Origin of the sequence: Serratia nevei (assembly GCF_024160145.1) — a bacterium.
GTDB lineage: Bacteria > Pseudomonadota > Gammaproteobacteria > Enterobacterales > Enterobacteriaceae > Serratia > Serratia nevei_A.
The window spans coordinates 35285-51083 of sequence record NZ_JAMYWQ010000011.1 but is presented as its reverse complement, the minus strand read 5'-3'; the positions used below and the strand labels follow the sequence as shown (position 1 = coordinate 51083).

At 61.3% G+C, this 15799-nt stretch carries 12 protein-coding genes; 7 read left to right on the top strand and 5 right to left on the bottom strand.

Annotated features, from left to right (window positions below; translation table 11 throughout):
* The first annotated feature begins 306 nt into the window (after positions 1-306).
* The 4 genes from M6G53_RS10260 (at position 307) to M6G53_RS10245 (ending at position 5336) form a co-directional block, all read left to right on the top strand.
* Positions 307-1026, top strand: coding sequence for a DUF3053 domain-containing protein (locus M6G53_RS10260; protein ID WP_253331026.1), 720 nt, complete (start codon positions 307-309; stop codon positions 1024-1026).
* A gap of 540 nt (positions 1027-1566) precedes the next feature.
* On the top strand, positions 1567-3486 hold the full coding sequence (locus tag M6G53_RS10255) for a PTS mannitol transporter subunit IICBA (protein WP_253331024.1): 1920 nt from the start codon (positions 1567-1569) through the stop codon (positions 3484-3486).
* 58 nt (positions 3487-3544) lie between these two features.
* Positions 3545-4690: a mannitol-1-phosphate 5-dehydrogenase gene (locus M6G53_RS10250; RefSeq protein ID WP_253331022.1), complete on the top strand. Its 1146-nt coding sequence runs from the start codon at positions 3545-3547 to the stop codon at positions 4688-4690.
* Positions 4691-4784: 94 nt separating this feature from the next.
* Positions 4785-5336, top strand: coding sequence for an MltR family transcriptional regulator (locus tag M6G53_RS10245; RefSeq protein WP_016929575.1), 552 nt, complete (start codon positions 4785-4787; stop codon positions 5334-5336).
* On the opposite strand, the gene M6G53_RS10240 is transcribed toward M6G53_RS10245, so the two are convergent.
* Entirely contained in the window at positions 5333-5941 is a 609-nt protein-coding gene (locus tag M6G53_RS10240) for a LysE family translocator (protein WP_253331020.1), read from the bottom strand. The two genes, M6G53_RS10245 and M6G53_RS10240, sit on opposite strands and share 4 nt — an antisense overlap.
* 142 nt (positions 5942-6083) lie before the next feature.
* Between M6G53_RS10240 and M6G53_RS10235 the strand changes: the two genes are divergently transcribed.
* Positions 6084-7550, top strand: coding sequence for an aminotransferase-like domain-containing protein (locus M6G53_RS10235; RefSeq protein ID WP_253331017.1), 1467 nt, complete (start codon positions 6084-6086; stop codon positions 7548-7550).
* A gap of 73 nt (positions 7551-7623) precedes the next feature.
* Positions 7624-7986, top strand: a complete 363-nt coding sequence (locus M6G53_RS10230) for a YibL family ribosome-associated protein (protein ID WP_004933989.1) — start codon at positions 7624-7626, stop codon at positions 7984-7986.
* An 11-nt stretch (positions 7987-7997) separates the two neighbouring features.
* Here the strand turns inward: M6G53_RS10230 and M6G53_RS10225 are convergent, their stop codons facing one another.
* From M6G53_RS10225 to sodA, 4 genes are all read right to left on the bottom strand, one after another.
* Positions 7998-8777, bottom strand: a complete 780-nt coding sequence (locus M6G53_RS10225; protein ID WP_253331015.1) for a class I SAM-dependent methyltransferase — start codon at positions 8775-8777, stop codon at positions 7998-8000.
* Positions 8778-8880: 103 nt separating this feature from the next.
* Positions 8881-9552 (bottom strand): 6-hydroxyaminopurine reductase, encoded by a 672-nt coding sequence (yiiM, locus tag M6G53_RS10220; RefSeq protein ID WP_025304787.1) that lies wholly within the window; start codon positions 9550-9552, stop codon positions 8881-8883.
* Positions 9553-9653: 101 nt separating this feature from the next.
* Entirely contained in the window at positions 9654-11582 is a 1929-nt protein-coding gene (locus M6G53_RS10215) for a methyl-accepting chemotaxis protein (protein WP_253331013.1), read from the bottom strand.
* Positions 11583-11707: 125 nt separating this feature from the next.
* Entirely contained in the window at positions 11708-12328 is a 621-nt protein-coding gene (sodA, locus tag M6G53_RS10210; RefSeq protein ID WP_004934003.1) for a superoxide dismutase [Mn], read from the bottom strand.
* Between the two features lie 418 nt (positions 12329-12746).
* Here sodA and fdnG point away from each other — a divergent pair, with 418 nt between their 5' ends.
* Positions 12747-15794: a formate dehydrogenase-N subunit alpha gene (gene fdnG / locus M6G53_RS10205; RefSeq protein WP_253331011.1), complete on the top strand. Its 3048-nt coding sequence runs from the start codon at positions 12747-12749 to the stop codon at positions 15792-15794.
* Positions 15795-15799 lie beyond the last annotated feature (5 nt).

Sequence of the window (15799 nt, the reverse complement as noted above, 5' to 3'; positions counted from 1 at the left end):
CGATTCTCTGCTGTGAAAAGGCGCCCGCGGGCGCCTTTTTTATTTCCGTTTCCTGGGTGCGAAGGCAAGGCCGCCTGGCGAATTGGGGGGCGACTTGGGGAAATTGAAGCGTCCGGTCGCCGACGGCAATGAACCTCAGTGCGTTTTGCGCACGATTTTTAACCGCATCCGGCCGGGGCAATGCTCACCGCAAGCGGAATCGCGTATCGGAACGCCGCCAGTTGATCTATTCTTATAGGCGCACGGAGTGCGGAAAAAGGGGCGGAGTCCAATGAAAAAGCAGGTTTATAACAGGAGTTATGTCACATGGCGGTAGGGATCCAGAGCAGAGGTTTCGCGCGTTGGTTGGCACCGGTATTGGCATTGTTGGTGGTCATGCAATTGACCGCCTGCGGCGATAAAGAGCCGGAACAGCGCAAAGCATTTATCGATTACTTGCAGAATACCGTGATGCGCAGCGGGGCGAACATCCCCACGCTGAGCGAAGATCAGAAGCAGAAGTTCGGCAACTATGCCGGCGATTACGCGATTTTGGTCGGCTTTTCGCAGCAGTTGTCCAAGTCGGTCGGCGCCAGCCTGACGCCGGCGCTGGATCAGATTAACCAGATCCGCACCGCGCAGGACTACCTGAACAAACGCGATGCGCTGCAGCAATCGGTCGGGGCGTTGAACCTGCTGGGCCAGCAGATCCAGTCGGCCAAGTCGCAGGCGGATACCGCCCGCGCAGCGCTGAAGCTGCCCGACGATCTGAAGGCGGTGTACAACCAGGCCTACGACAAGATCGTCACCGCACCGGCCAACGCCTTGATGCCGGCGATCCCGACCACCGCCAGCTTCGTGCAGGATCTGGTGCAGGTTGGCGATTTCCTGCAGAGCCAGGGCAATCAGGTCAGCTTCAACAACAACGGCGTGCAGTTCCGCACCGCGCAGCAGGTGGCGCAGTACAACACCATGATGTCGAATCTGGTGGCCAAACAGCAGAACTTGCTGAATGCGCAGAAAGCCATCCAAAGCGTGACGCAATAACGCCTCCACGTACGCAGCAGGCCGGCATTGCCGGCCTGTTTTATTTCCCCTCAGCGTTTCCAATAGCTTGCTGGTTTATTGCTCAGGCTTCTGTACTACACTTCAATTAATCCATTCATTCGGCAATGTAGTTTTCTTTCATTCATCACTTCGCTATTTCCCGGCGGGATGAGTGCTCACAGGGAAGATCAAACAGAGCGTCGCGATCGGGCGCTGCAGCTGAAAATAAATTGTGATGAACATCACAATCTAAAAACAAATAACCAAATTAAAAATGTGACTTGTATCACTTTATTGTGGGTTTTTAGGGGGTTTTTTTCTCACTGTGCTTTTTTTACACGTCATAAATGTGATCTTTATCACTATAAAGGGTGGTTTGTTGGGGTGTTGTATGTGATTTGTATCACAAAAAATTCGTGAAGTTCGCGTGACAAAAACAGCGTGATAGAGTCCGTTTCGCATACAGCGGCAACACGGCTGGATCGTCACAACAATAATCACGCGCTCTATTGTCAGCGCGTAACAATAGGGGTGTGTTTTATGTTTTCACCAGACATCAAGGTTAAAGTGCAAAACTTTGGCCGCTTCCTGAGCAACATGGTGATGCCCAACATCGGCGCCTTTATCGCCTGGGGGATTATCACCGCGCTATTCATTCCAACCGGCTGGCTGCCGAATGAAACCTTGGCCAAGCTGGTCGGCCCGATGATCACCTACCTGCTGCCGCTGCTGATCGGCTACACCGGCGGGCGGCTGGTGGGCGGCGATCGCGGCGGCGTGGTCGGCGCCATCACCACCATGGGCGTCATCGTCGGCGCCGACATGCCGATGTTCCTCGGCGCGATGATCGCCGGCCCGCTGGGCGGCTGGGCTATCAAGCACTTTGACCGCTGGGTGGACGGCAAGATCAAAAGCGGCTTTGAAATGCTGGTGAACAACTTCTCCGCCGGCATCATCGGCATGCTGCTGGCGATCCTGGCCTTCCTGGGCATCGGGCCGCTGGTGGAGGTGCTCTCCAAGCTGCTGGCGGCGGGCGTACACGTGATGGTGACGAACAACCTGCTGCCATTAGCGTCCATCTTCGTTGAACCGGCGAAAATCCTGTTCCTGAACAACGCCATCAACCACGGCATCTTCTCGCCGCTGGGTATCCAGCAGGCCACGGAAGCCGGCAAGTCGGTGTTCTTCCTGATCGAAGCCAACCCTGGCCCGGGCATGGGCGTACTGATGGCCTACATGTTCTTCGGCCGTGGCAGCGCCAAACAATCCGCCGGCGGTGCGGCAATCATTCACTTCCTGGGCGGCATCCACGAAATCTACTTCCCTTACGTGCTGATGAACCCACGCCTGCTGTTGGCGGTGATCCTGGGCGGCATGACCGGCGTCTTCACCCTGACGATGCTGAACGGCGGCCTGGTTTCTCCGGCTTCTCCGGGTTCGATCCTGGCGGTGCTGGCGATGACGCCGAAAGGCGCCTACTTCGCCAACATTGCGGCGGTGTGCGCAGCCTTTGCCGTCTCCTTCGTGGTGTCCGCTTTCCTGCTGAAAACCTCCAAGGTGAAAGAGGATGACGATCTGGAAGCCGCGACCCGCCGCGTGCAAGAGATGAAATCGCAGTCCAAAGGCGGCGCGGCCGCGCAAGCGGCGGTCGACGGCGATCTGAGCACCGTGCGCAAAATCATCGTCGCCTGCGATGCGGGCATGGGCTCCAGCGCCATGGGCGCCGGAGTGCTGCGCAAGAAAGTGGCCGACGCCGGGCTGAAGAACATCTCGGTGACCAACAGCGCCATCAACAGCCTGCCGGACGACGTGGACCTGGTGATCACCCACCGCGATCTGACCGAGCGTGCGATGCGCCACGCGCCGCAGGCCCAGCACATCTCGCTGACCAACTTCCTTGACAGCAAGCTGTACAGCGATCTGGTCGATCGCTTGGTGGCGGCCAACAAAACCAGCGATAACCAGCAGAAGGTGCTGGGCGCACTGGATGACAGCTTCGAAGCCGGGGAACCGAACCTGTTCAAGCTGAGCGAGAGCAACGTGTTCCTCAACCTGCAGGCCAGCGACAAAGAGCAGGCGATCCGCTTCGCCGGCGAGCAGCTGGTGAAAGGCGGCTACGTCGAGGCGGAGTATGTGCCGGCGATGCTGGAGCGCGAAAAACTCACCTCCACCTACCTGGGCGAGTCGATCGCCGTGCCGCACGGCACCATCGAGGCCAAGGACCGGGTGCTGCGTACCGGCGTGGTGTTCTGCCAGTACCCGCAGGGCGTGCGCTTCGGCGAAGAAGAGGATGAAGTGGCCCGCCTGGTGATCGGCATTGCCGCGCGCAACAACGAGCATATTCAGGTGATCACCAGCCTGACCAACGCGCTGGATGACGAGAGCGTGATCGAGCGGCTGGCGAATACCACCAGCGTGCAGGAAGTGCTGGACCTGCTCGGCGGCAAAAAAGCCGGATAACGGAATCATTTTAAAGGGTGCAGCTTGCTGCACCCTTCGACATTAAGAAGGTAGAGTTATGAAAGCATTACATTTTGGCGCAGGGAACATCGGCCGCGGATTTATCGGCAAGCTGCTGGCGGACGCAGGGGCTGAGCTGACCTTCGCCGACGTCAATCAAACGGTGCTGGATCTGCTGAACAGCCGTAAAAGCTACGCGGTGCACGTGGTGGGCGAGCAAGAACGCGTGGAGAGCGTCAACAACGTCAGCGCCGTCAACAGCGGCAGCGAGGCGGCGGCGGCGCTGATCGCCGAGGCGGATCTGGTGACCACCGCCGTTGGCCCGCAAATTCTCGGCAAAATCGCCGGCACGATCGCCAAAGGGCTGGTGCTGCGTCATCAGCAGGGCCATGTGCAGCCGCTGAACATCATCGCCTGCGAGAATATGGTGCGCGGCACCAGCCAGCTGAAGCAGCATGTGTTCGCCGCGCTGCCGCAGGACGAGCAGGCATGGGTTGAGCAGCACGTCGGCTTCGTCGATTCGGCGGTCGACCGCATCGTGCCGCCGGCGGACAGCAGCGATCCGCTGGCAGTGACGGTGGAAACCTTCAGCGAATGGATCGTCGATCAGACCCAGTTCAAAGGCCAGCCTCCGGCGATCGCCGGCATGGAGCTGACCGATAACCTGATGGCGTTCGTCGAGCGCAAGCTGTTCACCCTCAATACCGGCCACGCCATCACCGCCTACCTCGGCCAACAGGCCGGGCTGCAAACCATTCGCGACGCCATTCTCGACCCGGCGATCCGCCGCGTGGTGACAGGGGCGATGGAAGAGAGCGGTGCGGTGCTGATCAAGCGCTACGGCTTCGACGCCGACAAGCACGCCGCCTACATCAACAAAATCCTCGGCCGCTTCGAAAACCCGTATCTGCACGACGACGTCGAGCGCGTGGGGCGCCAGCCGCTGCGCAAACTGAGCGCCGGCGATCGCCTGATCAAACCGCTGCTGGGCACGCTGGAATACGGCCTGCCGCACGCCAACCTGATCCAGGGCATCGCCGCTGCCATGAGCTACCGCAGCGAACAGGATCCGCAGGCGCTGGAGTTGGTGGAATTGCTGAACACGCTCGGGCCGAAAGCCGCGCTGGCGCAAATTTCCGGCCTGCCGGCGGAAAGCGAGGTTGTAGAACAGGCCGTTGCTGTGTATAACGCCATGCACAAGTAGAATCGTGATGATGAACACCCGAGCGCAGCTTGCTGCGCTCCTGCAACCCGAGTTCGGCATCGACGGCCCTCCCCACGCCTTTCGAAAAGCGACGATGGAAGAAGCACAGGCATTTGAAAACCAGGTTCTGGAAAAGCTGAACGCGGGCAAAACGGTGCGCAGCTTCCTGATCGCGGCGGTAGAGCTGCTGGCGGAAGCGCTCAACGTGCTGGTGGTGCAGGTATTCCGCAAGGATGACTACGCGGTGAAATATGCCGTCGAACCGCTATTGTCCGGCAGCGGCCCGCTCGGGGAGCTGTCGGTGCGCCTGAAGCTGATGTACGGGCTGGGGGTGATTTCCCGCCACGAATATGAAGACGCCGAGCTGCTGATGGCGATGCGCGAAGAGCTGAACCACGACGGTTCGGAATACCGCTTCGTCGACGACGAGATCCTCGGGCCGTTCGGCGAGCTGCACTGCGTGGCCGCGCTGCCGCCGGTGCCGACCTTCCTGCAGCCGGGCGAAGCGGATGAAGCGCTGATCGCCATGCAGCGCCAGCGCTATCAGCAGATGGTGCGCTCCACCATGGTGCTGTCCATTACCGATCTGATCGCCGGCATCGGCGCCAAACAACCTTCCCGACTCTCTCCTCTCGGCCGCGGCTAAGCAAAGGCCGCGCGCCACTCGTCGAACAACAACCACAGTGCGGTGGCGGCCATCAGGCCGGACATCACGCCGTTGAAGGCGCGCAGCTTCCAGGTGACCCGCAGCGCGTTGCGCAACCGATCGCCCAGCACCGCCCACAGCAGCACGCACGGCAGGTTCAGCAGCGCGAAGCCGGCGATGACCGACAGCGTATGGACGAAGGTGGCGCCTTCGCGCGGGGTGAACAGGATCGCCACGTTGATCACCATCAGCCAGGCCTTGGGGTTGACCGCCTGAAACAGCGCGCCGTTGAGCAGGCTCATCGGCTGCGCCTGCTCTTTGGCGTCCGGCGAGGCCGCCTGGAACAGTTTCCATGACAGCCACAGCAGGTAGGCGCAGCCGATCACCGCCAGCGGAAAGCGGATGACGCCGGCCCAGCTCAGCGCCAGCGCCAGCAGCGGGATAATGATCGCCAGCTGCACCGCACAGCCGACGCAGATGCCAAGCAGCATCGGCAGGGTGCGGCGCAGGCCGAAGTTGACGCCCGACGAGGCCAGCAGCAGGTTATTGGGGCCGGGGGTAATCGACATGACGGTGACGTAGCTGACAAAGGCGGAGTCCAGCATGGCAGGTTCCTTGAAAATGGCGGTAATCACGAGAGGATCAGCATAATCGCTGCGATGGGATGGTGACAGAACCAAAAATCGGATATTGTTATGGTTACAGTTTCGCAAAATGTGAACTGTAACCATTGCCTGGAGAGAAACTGTGACCCTGCTCGATGAAACCCCGGATACCCGTTACCTGCAGCTGGCGGATACGCTGGCCGAGGCGATTCGCCGCGGCACGCTGTTGCCCGGCGACCGCTTGCCGTCGGTGCGGCGCTGTGCGCAAACCCATCGCGTCAGCATCAATACCGTGGTGTCGGCTTACCGCACGCTGGAGGATCGCGGGCTGATCGAAGCGCGGCCGCAGTCGGGGTTTTATGTTCGCAGCACGCTGCCGGCGCTGAAGATGGCCTCGGCGCCCAGCGGGCGTATCGAACCGCCGGCGGACGATGTGCTGGCGCTGATCGACACCGTGTTCGCTGCCCAGCAAAACCCGGCTTTCACCAACATTGCGCTGGCCTGCCCGCAGACCAGCGATTTTTATCCCGGCGGCAAGCTGGGGCGCATGCTGTCCTCTCAGCTGCGCCGCCAGCCGGATCTGATCGGGCAGTACCCGTTGCCGCCCGGCAGCCTGCGGCTGCGCCAGCAGATCGCCCGCCGCTCGATGACGCTGGGCATGCTGCTGGAGCCGGGCGACGTGGTGCTGACCCACGGCTGCATGGAAGCGCTGCAGCTGGCGTTGCGCGCCACCACCAAACCGGGCGACTGCGTCGGGCTGGAGTCGCCAACCTATTTCTATCTGCTGCCGCTGCTGGCCAGCCTGGGGCTGAAAGCGCTGGAAATCCCCACCGATCCGCAGCTGGGGCTGTCGCTGGACGCGCTGGAGCTGCTATTGAGCGAGAAGCGGCTGAACGCGGTGATCGCCATGCCGACGGTGCAAAACCCGCTGGGTTGCACTATGCCGCTGGCGGCGAAAAAGCGGCTGGCGCGGCTGATGAACGATCATCAGGTGCCGTTGATTGAAGACGGGCTGTATGCCGAGATCCAGTTCGGCGGCGCGCTGTCGCCGGCGGTGAAGGCGTTCGATCGTGACGGCTGGGTGCTGTTTTGCTCCAGCTTTACCAAAACGCTGGCGCCGGATTTTCGCGTCGGCTGGATCTGCGGCGGCCGCTTCCACGAGGCGTTGCGCAAGCTGAAGGCGGTGTCGTCGATGTCCGAGTCGCAGCTGCTGTCGGAAACGCTGGCGACCTTCCTCGAGAGCGGCGGCTACGATCACCATTTGCGCAACCTGCGCAAGCGCTATGCGGCGCAGGTGGACGAGGCGCGGGCGCTGATCGCCCGGCATTTCCCGCGCGGCACGCTGGCCACGCAGCCGGCGGGCGGGTTCGTGTTTTGGGTCGAGTTTCCCCCCGGCGTGGACAGCGTGGCGCTGTTCCATCAGTTGCTGGAGGAGCAGATTTGTTTGACGCCGGGCACCCTGTATTCCCCCAGCGGGCGCTACCGCAACGCGCTGCGGCTTTCCTGCTGCTACCCGTTCAACGCGCGCTACACCCAGGCGTTGGCCCGGCTCGGCGCCAGGGCCTGCGAGATGAGCGGCCTGCCGCCCGGCATTGCGCAGGACGGGTAACGGCGCGCGCCTTTTGCTACAATGCCGGTATCATTGATTAGCGTGCCATTTGGGGCACAACGGGCCAGAGACCATGAAAGAGAAAGAAAAGGCAGAGATCAAGCGCCTGAGCGACCTGCTGGACGCCTTGAACCACAAAGACGCCACCGTGATCCAACAGGGCAACCCTGAGTTGATCGCGCAGCACACCAAAGAGAAAGAGAAGCTGGCGACGGAGATCGAACGCCTGAAAAACGTGCGCGGCGAGAAGCTGAGCGCCGAAGCGCAGAAGCTGAGCAAGCTGCCGTTCAGCCGCGAGATCACCAAGAAAGAGCAGGCCGATATGGGTGCGCTGAAGAAGAGCGCGCGCGGGCTGATCGTGGTGCACCCGATGACCGCGCTGGGCCGCGAGATGGGCCTGAAAGCGGTCACCGGTTACGCCAAGAAAGCGTTCTGAACCCCCTGGCGTCAGACCTTGGTGGTGAAATACGCCTTGGTCTGATAGGGCACGGTGACCGTGTCCTGGCCCCGCAGCTCCTCTTCTTCCGCCACCAGCTGGCGCAACCGCTCGATAACCTGCTCCTGTTGCGGCTGCGGCAGCGCGGCGATAAAGCTGGTTGAACGCACGCGGTTGTAGATCACGTCCTCCACCGCGCCGCGGTGACCCAGCATAAACACCTGCTCCTGCAGCGGTTCAAAGCCTTTGAACGGGAAGAACTTGCGCCATTCACCGGTATAGAAACGCGGCGCATCGCCTTCGTGGCGATCGACGATCTGATTCAATTTACGTACCCAACCGACGCGCGCATCGCGCATGTTCCACACCAGACCGAGTTTGCCGCCGGGCTTGAGGATGCGCTGGATCTCCGCCAGCGCCTGCGGCGTGGCGAACCAGTGGAAAGATTGGGCACACACTACCGCATCGACCGACTCGTCCGGTAGCGGGATCGCCTCGGCGGTGCCCGCCAGCGTTTTCACCTGCGGCAGCGCCGCCGACAGTTTTTCCAGCATTTGCGGCACCGGTTCGACGGCGATCACCTGCGCGCCGGTTTCCAGCAGGCGCGGGGTGAATTTGCCGGTGCCGGCGCCGAGATCGATGACCGTCATGCCGGCGTGCAGGCCGATAGTCTCACGCAGCCAGGCGGCGATTTCCGGCGGGTAATCCGGCCGGCCCTTCACATAGCGATCGGCATTGGCCTGATAGCCTTCGGCGGCGGCGTGATGAATCGAATGGGTCGGGGTGGTCATATACCTGGCTCCTGGCTGAAAAAACGTGCGGCTACAGTATAGGTGGAAGAATAGATTTAACGCGGCATTCGGCGCACGTTTTTCATCTTTTGCGCCTGCGCTTTTAACGGCCGAGCAGGCGGCGGTTGAAGTCCTCGAGGCGCCCTTCGGCGAGCCGCGTGAGCATGGTCTTGCTCCAGCTGGCGGAGAGGCCGGCTACCGCCAACAGGCGGCGATACTGTTCCGCGTCGAACGGCATATGCCAGGCGATGGCGATGGCTTCGGCGACCGATACGTCGCTGTTGCGCGCCGCCAGCTCCAGCGGACGATCGCCGCTGACCGCGCCGGGCGACACCACCCGATACAGCCAGCCGCAGCGGCCGCTTTGCTGCATCAGCACCGAAATATCCTCGATGGCGAAGTGATAATTGAGCTTGAAGCACGGCGAGCGCGGTTGGGTAACCTGGATCAGCGCTTCGCCCCAGCGGAAGATGTCACCCATAAACACATTGTGTTCGGTCAGCCCTTCGGTGGAGATATTCTCGCCGAAGGCCGGGGCGCAAAACTGCTCTGCCTGCGCCGGAAACTGCTCGCGCCAGTGGGCGTAATGCTCGCGCGGGTAGTGGCACAGCGCGCGGTCCGGCCCGCCGTGGTAGCTTTTTTCCGCCTGTTCGTCGCCTTCCAGGCCGAGCGGCGTGAGCCGGATGGCGCCATCCACCTGGCGTTTGGCGATGGCGCTGGGGCGCCCGCCCTCATAGGGTTGAATATTACCGATGTAAACGTCTGGGTGATGCATGTGCGCCTCCGTGTCTCGCGTCGAGGGCTCAGCATAGCCTGAGTTGTGCCGGGGGGACATAACAACCCGCCCGAAAATCGTCGGGCGGGTGGGGCGGGGCATCAGAAGGTGGTCCAGTTCTCTTCCGCCGCGGCGTTGGCGGCCGCGGGTTTTACCGCCGGCGCTTTCGGCGCGGCGGCTTTCACGGCGGCGGGTTCGGCCTGCTCCGCCAAACGGAACACCGAAACGCTCTGCAACAGCATGTCGGCCTGTTCTTCCAGCGAATCGGCGGCGGCGGCGGACTCTTCGACCAGCGCGGCGTTCTGCTGGGTGGTGTGGTCCATCTCGACGATCGCCTGGCCAATCTGGGCGATGCCGCGCGTCTGCTCATCGGAGGCGGCGGCAATTTCGGCCATGATGTCGCGCACGTGGGTGACCGAGCGGACGATCTGTTCCATGGTGTTGCCGGTGCTTTCCACCAGTTCGGTGCCGGTTTTCACCCGGCTGACCGATTCGGCGATCAGCCCTTCGATCTCCTTGGCCGCCTGGGCGCTGCGGCTCGCCAGGCTGCGCACTTCGCTGGCAACCACCGAGAAGCCCCGGCCCTGTTCGCCGGCGCGCGCCGCTTCCACCGCGGCGTTGAGCGCCAGGATGTTGGTCTGGAAGGCAATGCCGTTGATCAGGGTGGTAATTTCGGCGATACGCTGCGAACTGCTGGAGATATCGCGCATGGTGCTGACCACGTTTTCCACCAGCTTGCCGCCCTGTTGCGCGGTTTGCGAGGCGTCGGTGGCCAGCTGGTTGGCGTGATGGGCGTTGTCGGCATTCTGTTTCACCGTGGCGGTCAGCTGTTCCATGCTGGCGGCGGTTTCCTCGACCGCTGCCGCCTGCTGCTCGGTGCGGGAAGAGAGATCGGTGTTGCCGGCGGCGATTTCCGCAGAGGCGGTAGAAACCTGGCTGACCCCCATCTGGATCTTCTCAATCATGGTGCGCAGATTTTGGCTCATCGCCGCCACCGCGTTCAGCAGCTGCCCCAGCTCGTCGCGGCGGGTACTGGTCTGCGCCTGGCGCAGGTCGCCGCCGGCGATGCGTTCCGCCATGGCCAGCGTGCTGTGCAGCGGACGGGTGATCTGCAGCGTGATGCGCCAGGCGATAAGTACCCCGGCGATGATGGCGATCAGGGTGGTGATGCCCATTTGCAGCTGCGCCAGATTGATGTTGTTGCGCGTCTGCACCAGCTCGTCCTGCATAAAGGCGTTCACCAGCATGCCGATCGCTTGCGCGCGTTCGCCGAGTTGCCGGCTGATCTGCTGTTCGTGCTCATAGGCCGGCAGGTAAGCCGCGATGTGGTTTTTGTAATCGTCCAGGGCGGCCAGCAGCGGTTGCAACTGCGGGCGCTGCGCGTCGCTGACCCGGCGGCTCAGGGCGTTGGCCGCGTCGCGCGCATCGTCGATGGCCGCCATCAACGGGGCTTCGGTTTCCTTGTTCAGGCTCAGCAGCAGGCCGCGCGCACCGTAACGTACCTGGGTCAGCTTCTGATTCAGCTGGATGAAGGCCAGCTGCAGATCGCCGTTGGTCAACTGGCGCTCCACCTGGCTCAGGCTGGCCTGGACTTCCGACATGTTCCAGCTCTGGCGCACCGCGTCTTTCGCCGTGACCGCCTGCTCAAAGACTTTTTGCTGTTGCTGATATTCCCCGATCAGGGTCACCAGACGCTGCAGATCCTTGCGGCTTTGGGCGTCCCAGTCCAGCGCCTGCCCCTGGTCTATCAGTTTGACGGCATTTTCAATATTGGCGCGGTTGTTCTGAATATACTCTGGCCGGTAGGTCTGGCCGTACATGGCGCGATTGTATTTGGCCTGGTTGATCTCCTCGTTCAGCCGGCTGCTGAAGTCGATGCGATCGGCGCGGGATTCGATGATATGCAGATATTGTGCCCCGGTGCCGGCGATGACCACCGCCAACAGCAGCAACAGCGCGAAGCCGAGGCCGAGCTTTTTACCTACGGTGAGATGAGTGAACTTTCCTGCCAATGCTTGCAATGCCGCCATAGCGTTTTTCCTTCTCCGGGCGAACGTCAATTGAACAAACCATCGGCAAGAAGTGGTCAAACTTTAGCGGATTACAGGCAAAAAAATACCCGCCGGTGGCGGGCATCTTCATCAATGGGGGCGAATTACTTCTTCGCGGCGAAGCGCGCGGCGGCTTCATCCCAGTTGACAACGTTCCAGAACGCCTTGATGTAGTCAGGACGTTTGTTCTGATATTTCAGATAGTAAGCGTGTTCCCACACGTCCAGGCCGATGATTGGGAAACCGGAAGCGCCGGCGACGGCTTCGCCCATCAGCGGGCTGTCCTGGTTAGCGGTAGACACCACGGCCAGTTTGCCGTCTTTCAGCACCAGCCAGGCCCAACCGGAACCAAAGCGGGTGGCTGCGGCTTTCTCGAACTCTTCCTGGAATTTCTCAACGCTGCCGAAATCGCGCTCGATGGCTGCTTTCAGATCGCCGCCCAGCGTGGTGCCGGTTTTCAGGTTTTTCCAGAAGAAGCTGTGGTTGGCGTGGCCGCCGGCGTTGTTGCGCATGAAGGTGCGTTTGTCGGCAGGCACTTTATCCAGATCCTGGATCAGCTCTTCAACGCTGTATTTAGCCAGTTCAGGGTAGGCTTCCAGCACGGTGTTGGCGTTGTTGACGTAGGTCTGGTGGTGTTTGGTGTGGTGGATTTCCATCGTCTGCTTGTCGAAATGCGGTTCCAGTGCGTCGTAAGCGTACGGCAGGGATGGCAGTGAATAACTCATAATCATCATCTCCAGTGGTGTAGGGGCGGCGCAAAGGGGGAGCACCGCGTAAGCAGTCGGATCATTATAGTTAATTAAATGATATTGAAAATGATTATCAATGCCCTGTGGATAGTGTGGTTAATGAGCAAATTGCTGCGCTAACATACTGATAGAAGAGGGGGGCGGCTGGCCGCGTCAAGTCGCCGCTCCGGCGTGTTGGTTACTCTCTATACTGTAGGAAGCACCGACGCCGAAATGTATCGAAATGTGCCAAAGCGTTCACTGAATGAGCACGAGTGTGTAACAACCACAAGCACGCTGTGGTAATATGGCCGGCGTTCGTTGCAAGCATAACAACAGTGACATTCGCGTTCGCCGCGCTAGCGGGGCAGGCGCCTTTGAACAATGTGACAATCGAGAGTGAAAGGAGACCCCCATGCAGGTCAGCAGAAGGCAGTTCTTTAAGATCTGCGCTGGCGGTATGGCAGGAACGACGGTGGCCGCGCTGGGCTTTGCCCCCGAAGTGGCGTTGGCGGAAACCCGGCAGTACAAGCTGCTGCGCGCCCGCGAGACCCGTAATACCTGTACGTATTGTTCCGTCGGCTGTGGGCTGTTGATGTACAGCCTTGGTGATGGCGCCAAAAACGCCAAAGAAAGCATTTTCCATATCGAAGGGGATCCGGATCATCCGGTAAACCGCGGCGCGCTTTGCCCGAAAGGCGCCGGCCTGGTTGACTTCATCCACAGCGAAAGCCGCCTCAAGTACCCGGAATACCGGGCGCCGGGTTCGGACAAATGGCAACGCATCAGCTGGGACGACGCCTTTACCCGCATCGCCAAGCTGGTGAAAGAAGACCGCGACGCCAACTTCATCAAAACCAACGACCAGGGCGTTACCGTCAACCGTTGGCTGACCACCGGCATGCTGTGCGCTTCGGCCGCCAGCAACGAAACCGGTTTTCTGTCGCAAAAATTTAGTCGCGCTCTCGGCATGCTTGCCGTAGACAACCAGGCGCGTGTCTGACACGGACCAACGGTAGCAAGTCTTGCTCCAACATTTGGTCGCGGTGCGATGACCAACCACTGGGTTGATATCAAGAACGCGAATTTGATTATCGTCATGGGCGGTAATGCGGCGGAAGCGCATCCGGTGGGGTTCCGCTGGGCGATGGAAGCCAAAATACACAACAATGCCAAGCTGATCGTGATCGATCCGCGCTTTACCCGAACCGCATCGGTGGCGGACTTCTACACGCCGATCCGCTCCGGGACCGACATCGCTTTCCTGTCGGGCGTGTTGCTGTATCTGATGACCAACAACAAGTTCAACCGCGAATACGTCGAGGCCTACACCAACGCCAGCCTGCTGGTGCGGGAAGACTTTGCCTTCGAAGACGGCTTGTTCAGCGGCTACGACGCGGAAAACCGCAAGTACGACAAAACCACCTGGAACTACCAGTTCGACGAGAACGGCTTCGCCAAGCGCGACGTCACGCTGCAGGATCCGCGCTGCGTGTGGAACCTGCTGAAACAGCACGTGAGCCGCTACACGCCTGACGTGGTGACCAACATCTGCGGCACGCCGAAGGACGATTTCCTCAAGGTGTGCGAATACATCGCCGAAACCTGCGTCGCGGATAAAACCGCGTCGTTCCTGTACGCCCTGGGCTGGACTCAGCACTCGGTCGGCGCGCAGAACATCCGTACCATGGCGATGATCCAGCTGCTGCTCGGCAACATGGGCATGGCGGGCGGCGGCGTCAACGCGCTGCGCGGCCACTCCAACATCCAGGGGCTGACCGATCTCGGCCTGTTGTCGCAGAGCCTGCCGGGCTACATGACGCTGCCGTCGGAGAAACAGACCGATCTCGAGACCTACCTGAAGGCCAACACGCCGAAGGCGCTGCTGCCGGGCCAGGTGAACTACTGGGGCAACTACCCGAAATTCTTCGTCAGCATGATGAAGACCTTCTACGGCGACAAGGCGCAGAAGGACAACGGCTGGGGCTTTGACTGGTTGCCGAAGTGGGACAAAGGCTACGACGTGCTGCAGTACTTCGAGATGATGGCGCAGGGCAAGGTCAACGGCTACTTCTGCCAGGGCTTTAACCCGGTGGCGTCGTTCCCGAATAAAAACAAGGTAGTGGCTTCGCTGTCCAAGCTGAAGTTCCTGGTGACCATCGATCCGTTGAACACCGAGACCTCCAACTTCTGGCAGAACCACGGCGAGTTCAATGAGGTGGATCCTTCGCAGATCCAGACCGAAGTGTTCCGCCTGCCGTCTACCTGCTTCGCCGAAGAGAACGGCTCGATCGTCAACTCCGGCCGCTGGCTGCAGTGGCACTGGAAAGGCGCGGACGCCCCGGGCGAAGCGCTGAACGACGGCGAGATCCTGGCGGGCATCTTCAGCCGCCTGCGCGAGATGTATGCGCGCGACGGCGGTGCGGTGCCGGAACAGGTGCTGAACATGCGCTGGGACTACCTGACGCCGGACAACCCGTCGCCGGAAGAGGTGGCGCAGGAGAATAACGGCAAGGCGCTGGCGGATCTGCTGGATGCCGACGGCAAAGTGCTGGTGAAAAAAGGCGAGCTGCTCAGCTCGTTCGCGCAGCTGCGCGACGACGGCACCACCGCCAGCGGCTGCTGGATCTTCGCCGGCAGCTGGACGCCGGCCGGCAACCAGATGGCGCGGCGCGACAACGCCGATCCGTCCGGCCTCGGCAATACGCTGGGCTGGGCCTGGGCATGGCCGCTCAACCGCCGCATCCTGTACAACCGCGCCTCGGCGGACCCGCAGGGTAAACCGTGGGATCCGAAACGCCAGCTGCTGGAGTGGGACGGCGCCAAGTGGGTCGGGGCCGATATCCCGGACTACAGCACCGCCGCGCCGGGCAGCGACGTCGGGCCGTTCATCATGCAGCCGGAGGGCATGGGCCGCCTGTTCGCCACCGACAAGATGGCGGAAGGGCCGTTCCCTGAACACTACGAGCCGTTCGAAACGCCGCTCGGCACCAACCCGCTGCACCCGAACGTGGTGTCCAACCCGGCGGCGCGCGTGTTCAAGGACGATCTGGCGGCGATGGGCAAATCCGACAAGTTCCCTTACGTCGGCACCACCTATCGTCTGACCGAGCATTTCCACTACTGGACCAAGCACGCGCGGCTGAACGCCATCGCGCAGCCGGAGCAGTTTGTGGAGATCGGCGAGAAGCTGGCGGAGAAGAAAGGCATCAAGCAGGGCGACACCGTGAAGGTCAGCTCCAACCGCGGCTACATCAAGGCCAAGGCGGTGGTGACCAAGCGTATTCGCACGCTGCAGGTGCACGGCCAGGAAGTCGACACCATCGGTATCCCGATCCACTGGGGTTACGAAGGGGTGGCGAAGAAAGGCTTTATCGCCAACACGCTGACGCCGTTCGTCGGCGACGCCAATACGCAAACGCCGGAGTTCAAGGCGTTCCTGGTCAACGTGGAAAAGGTGTAACGGAG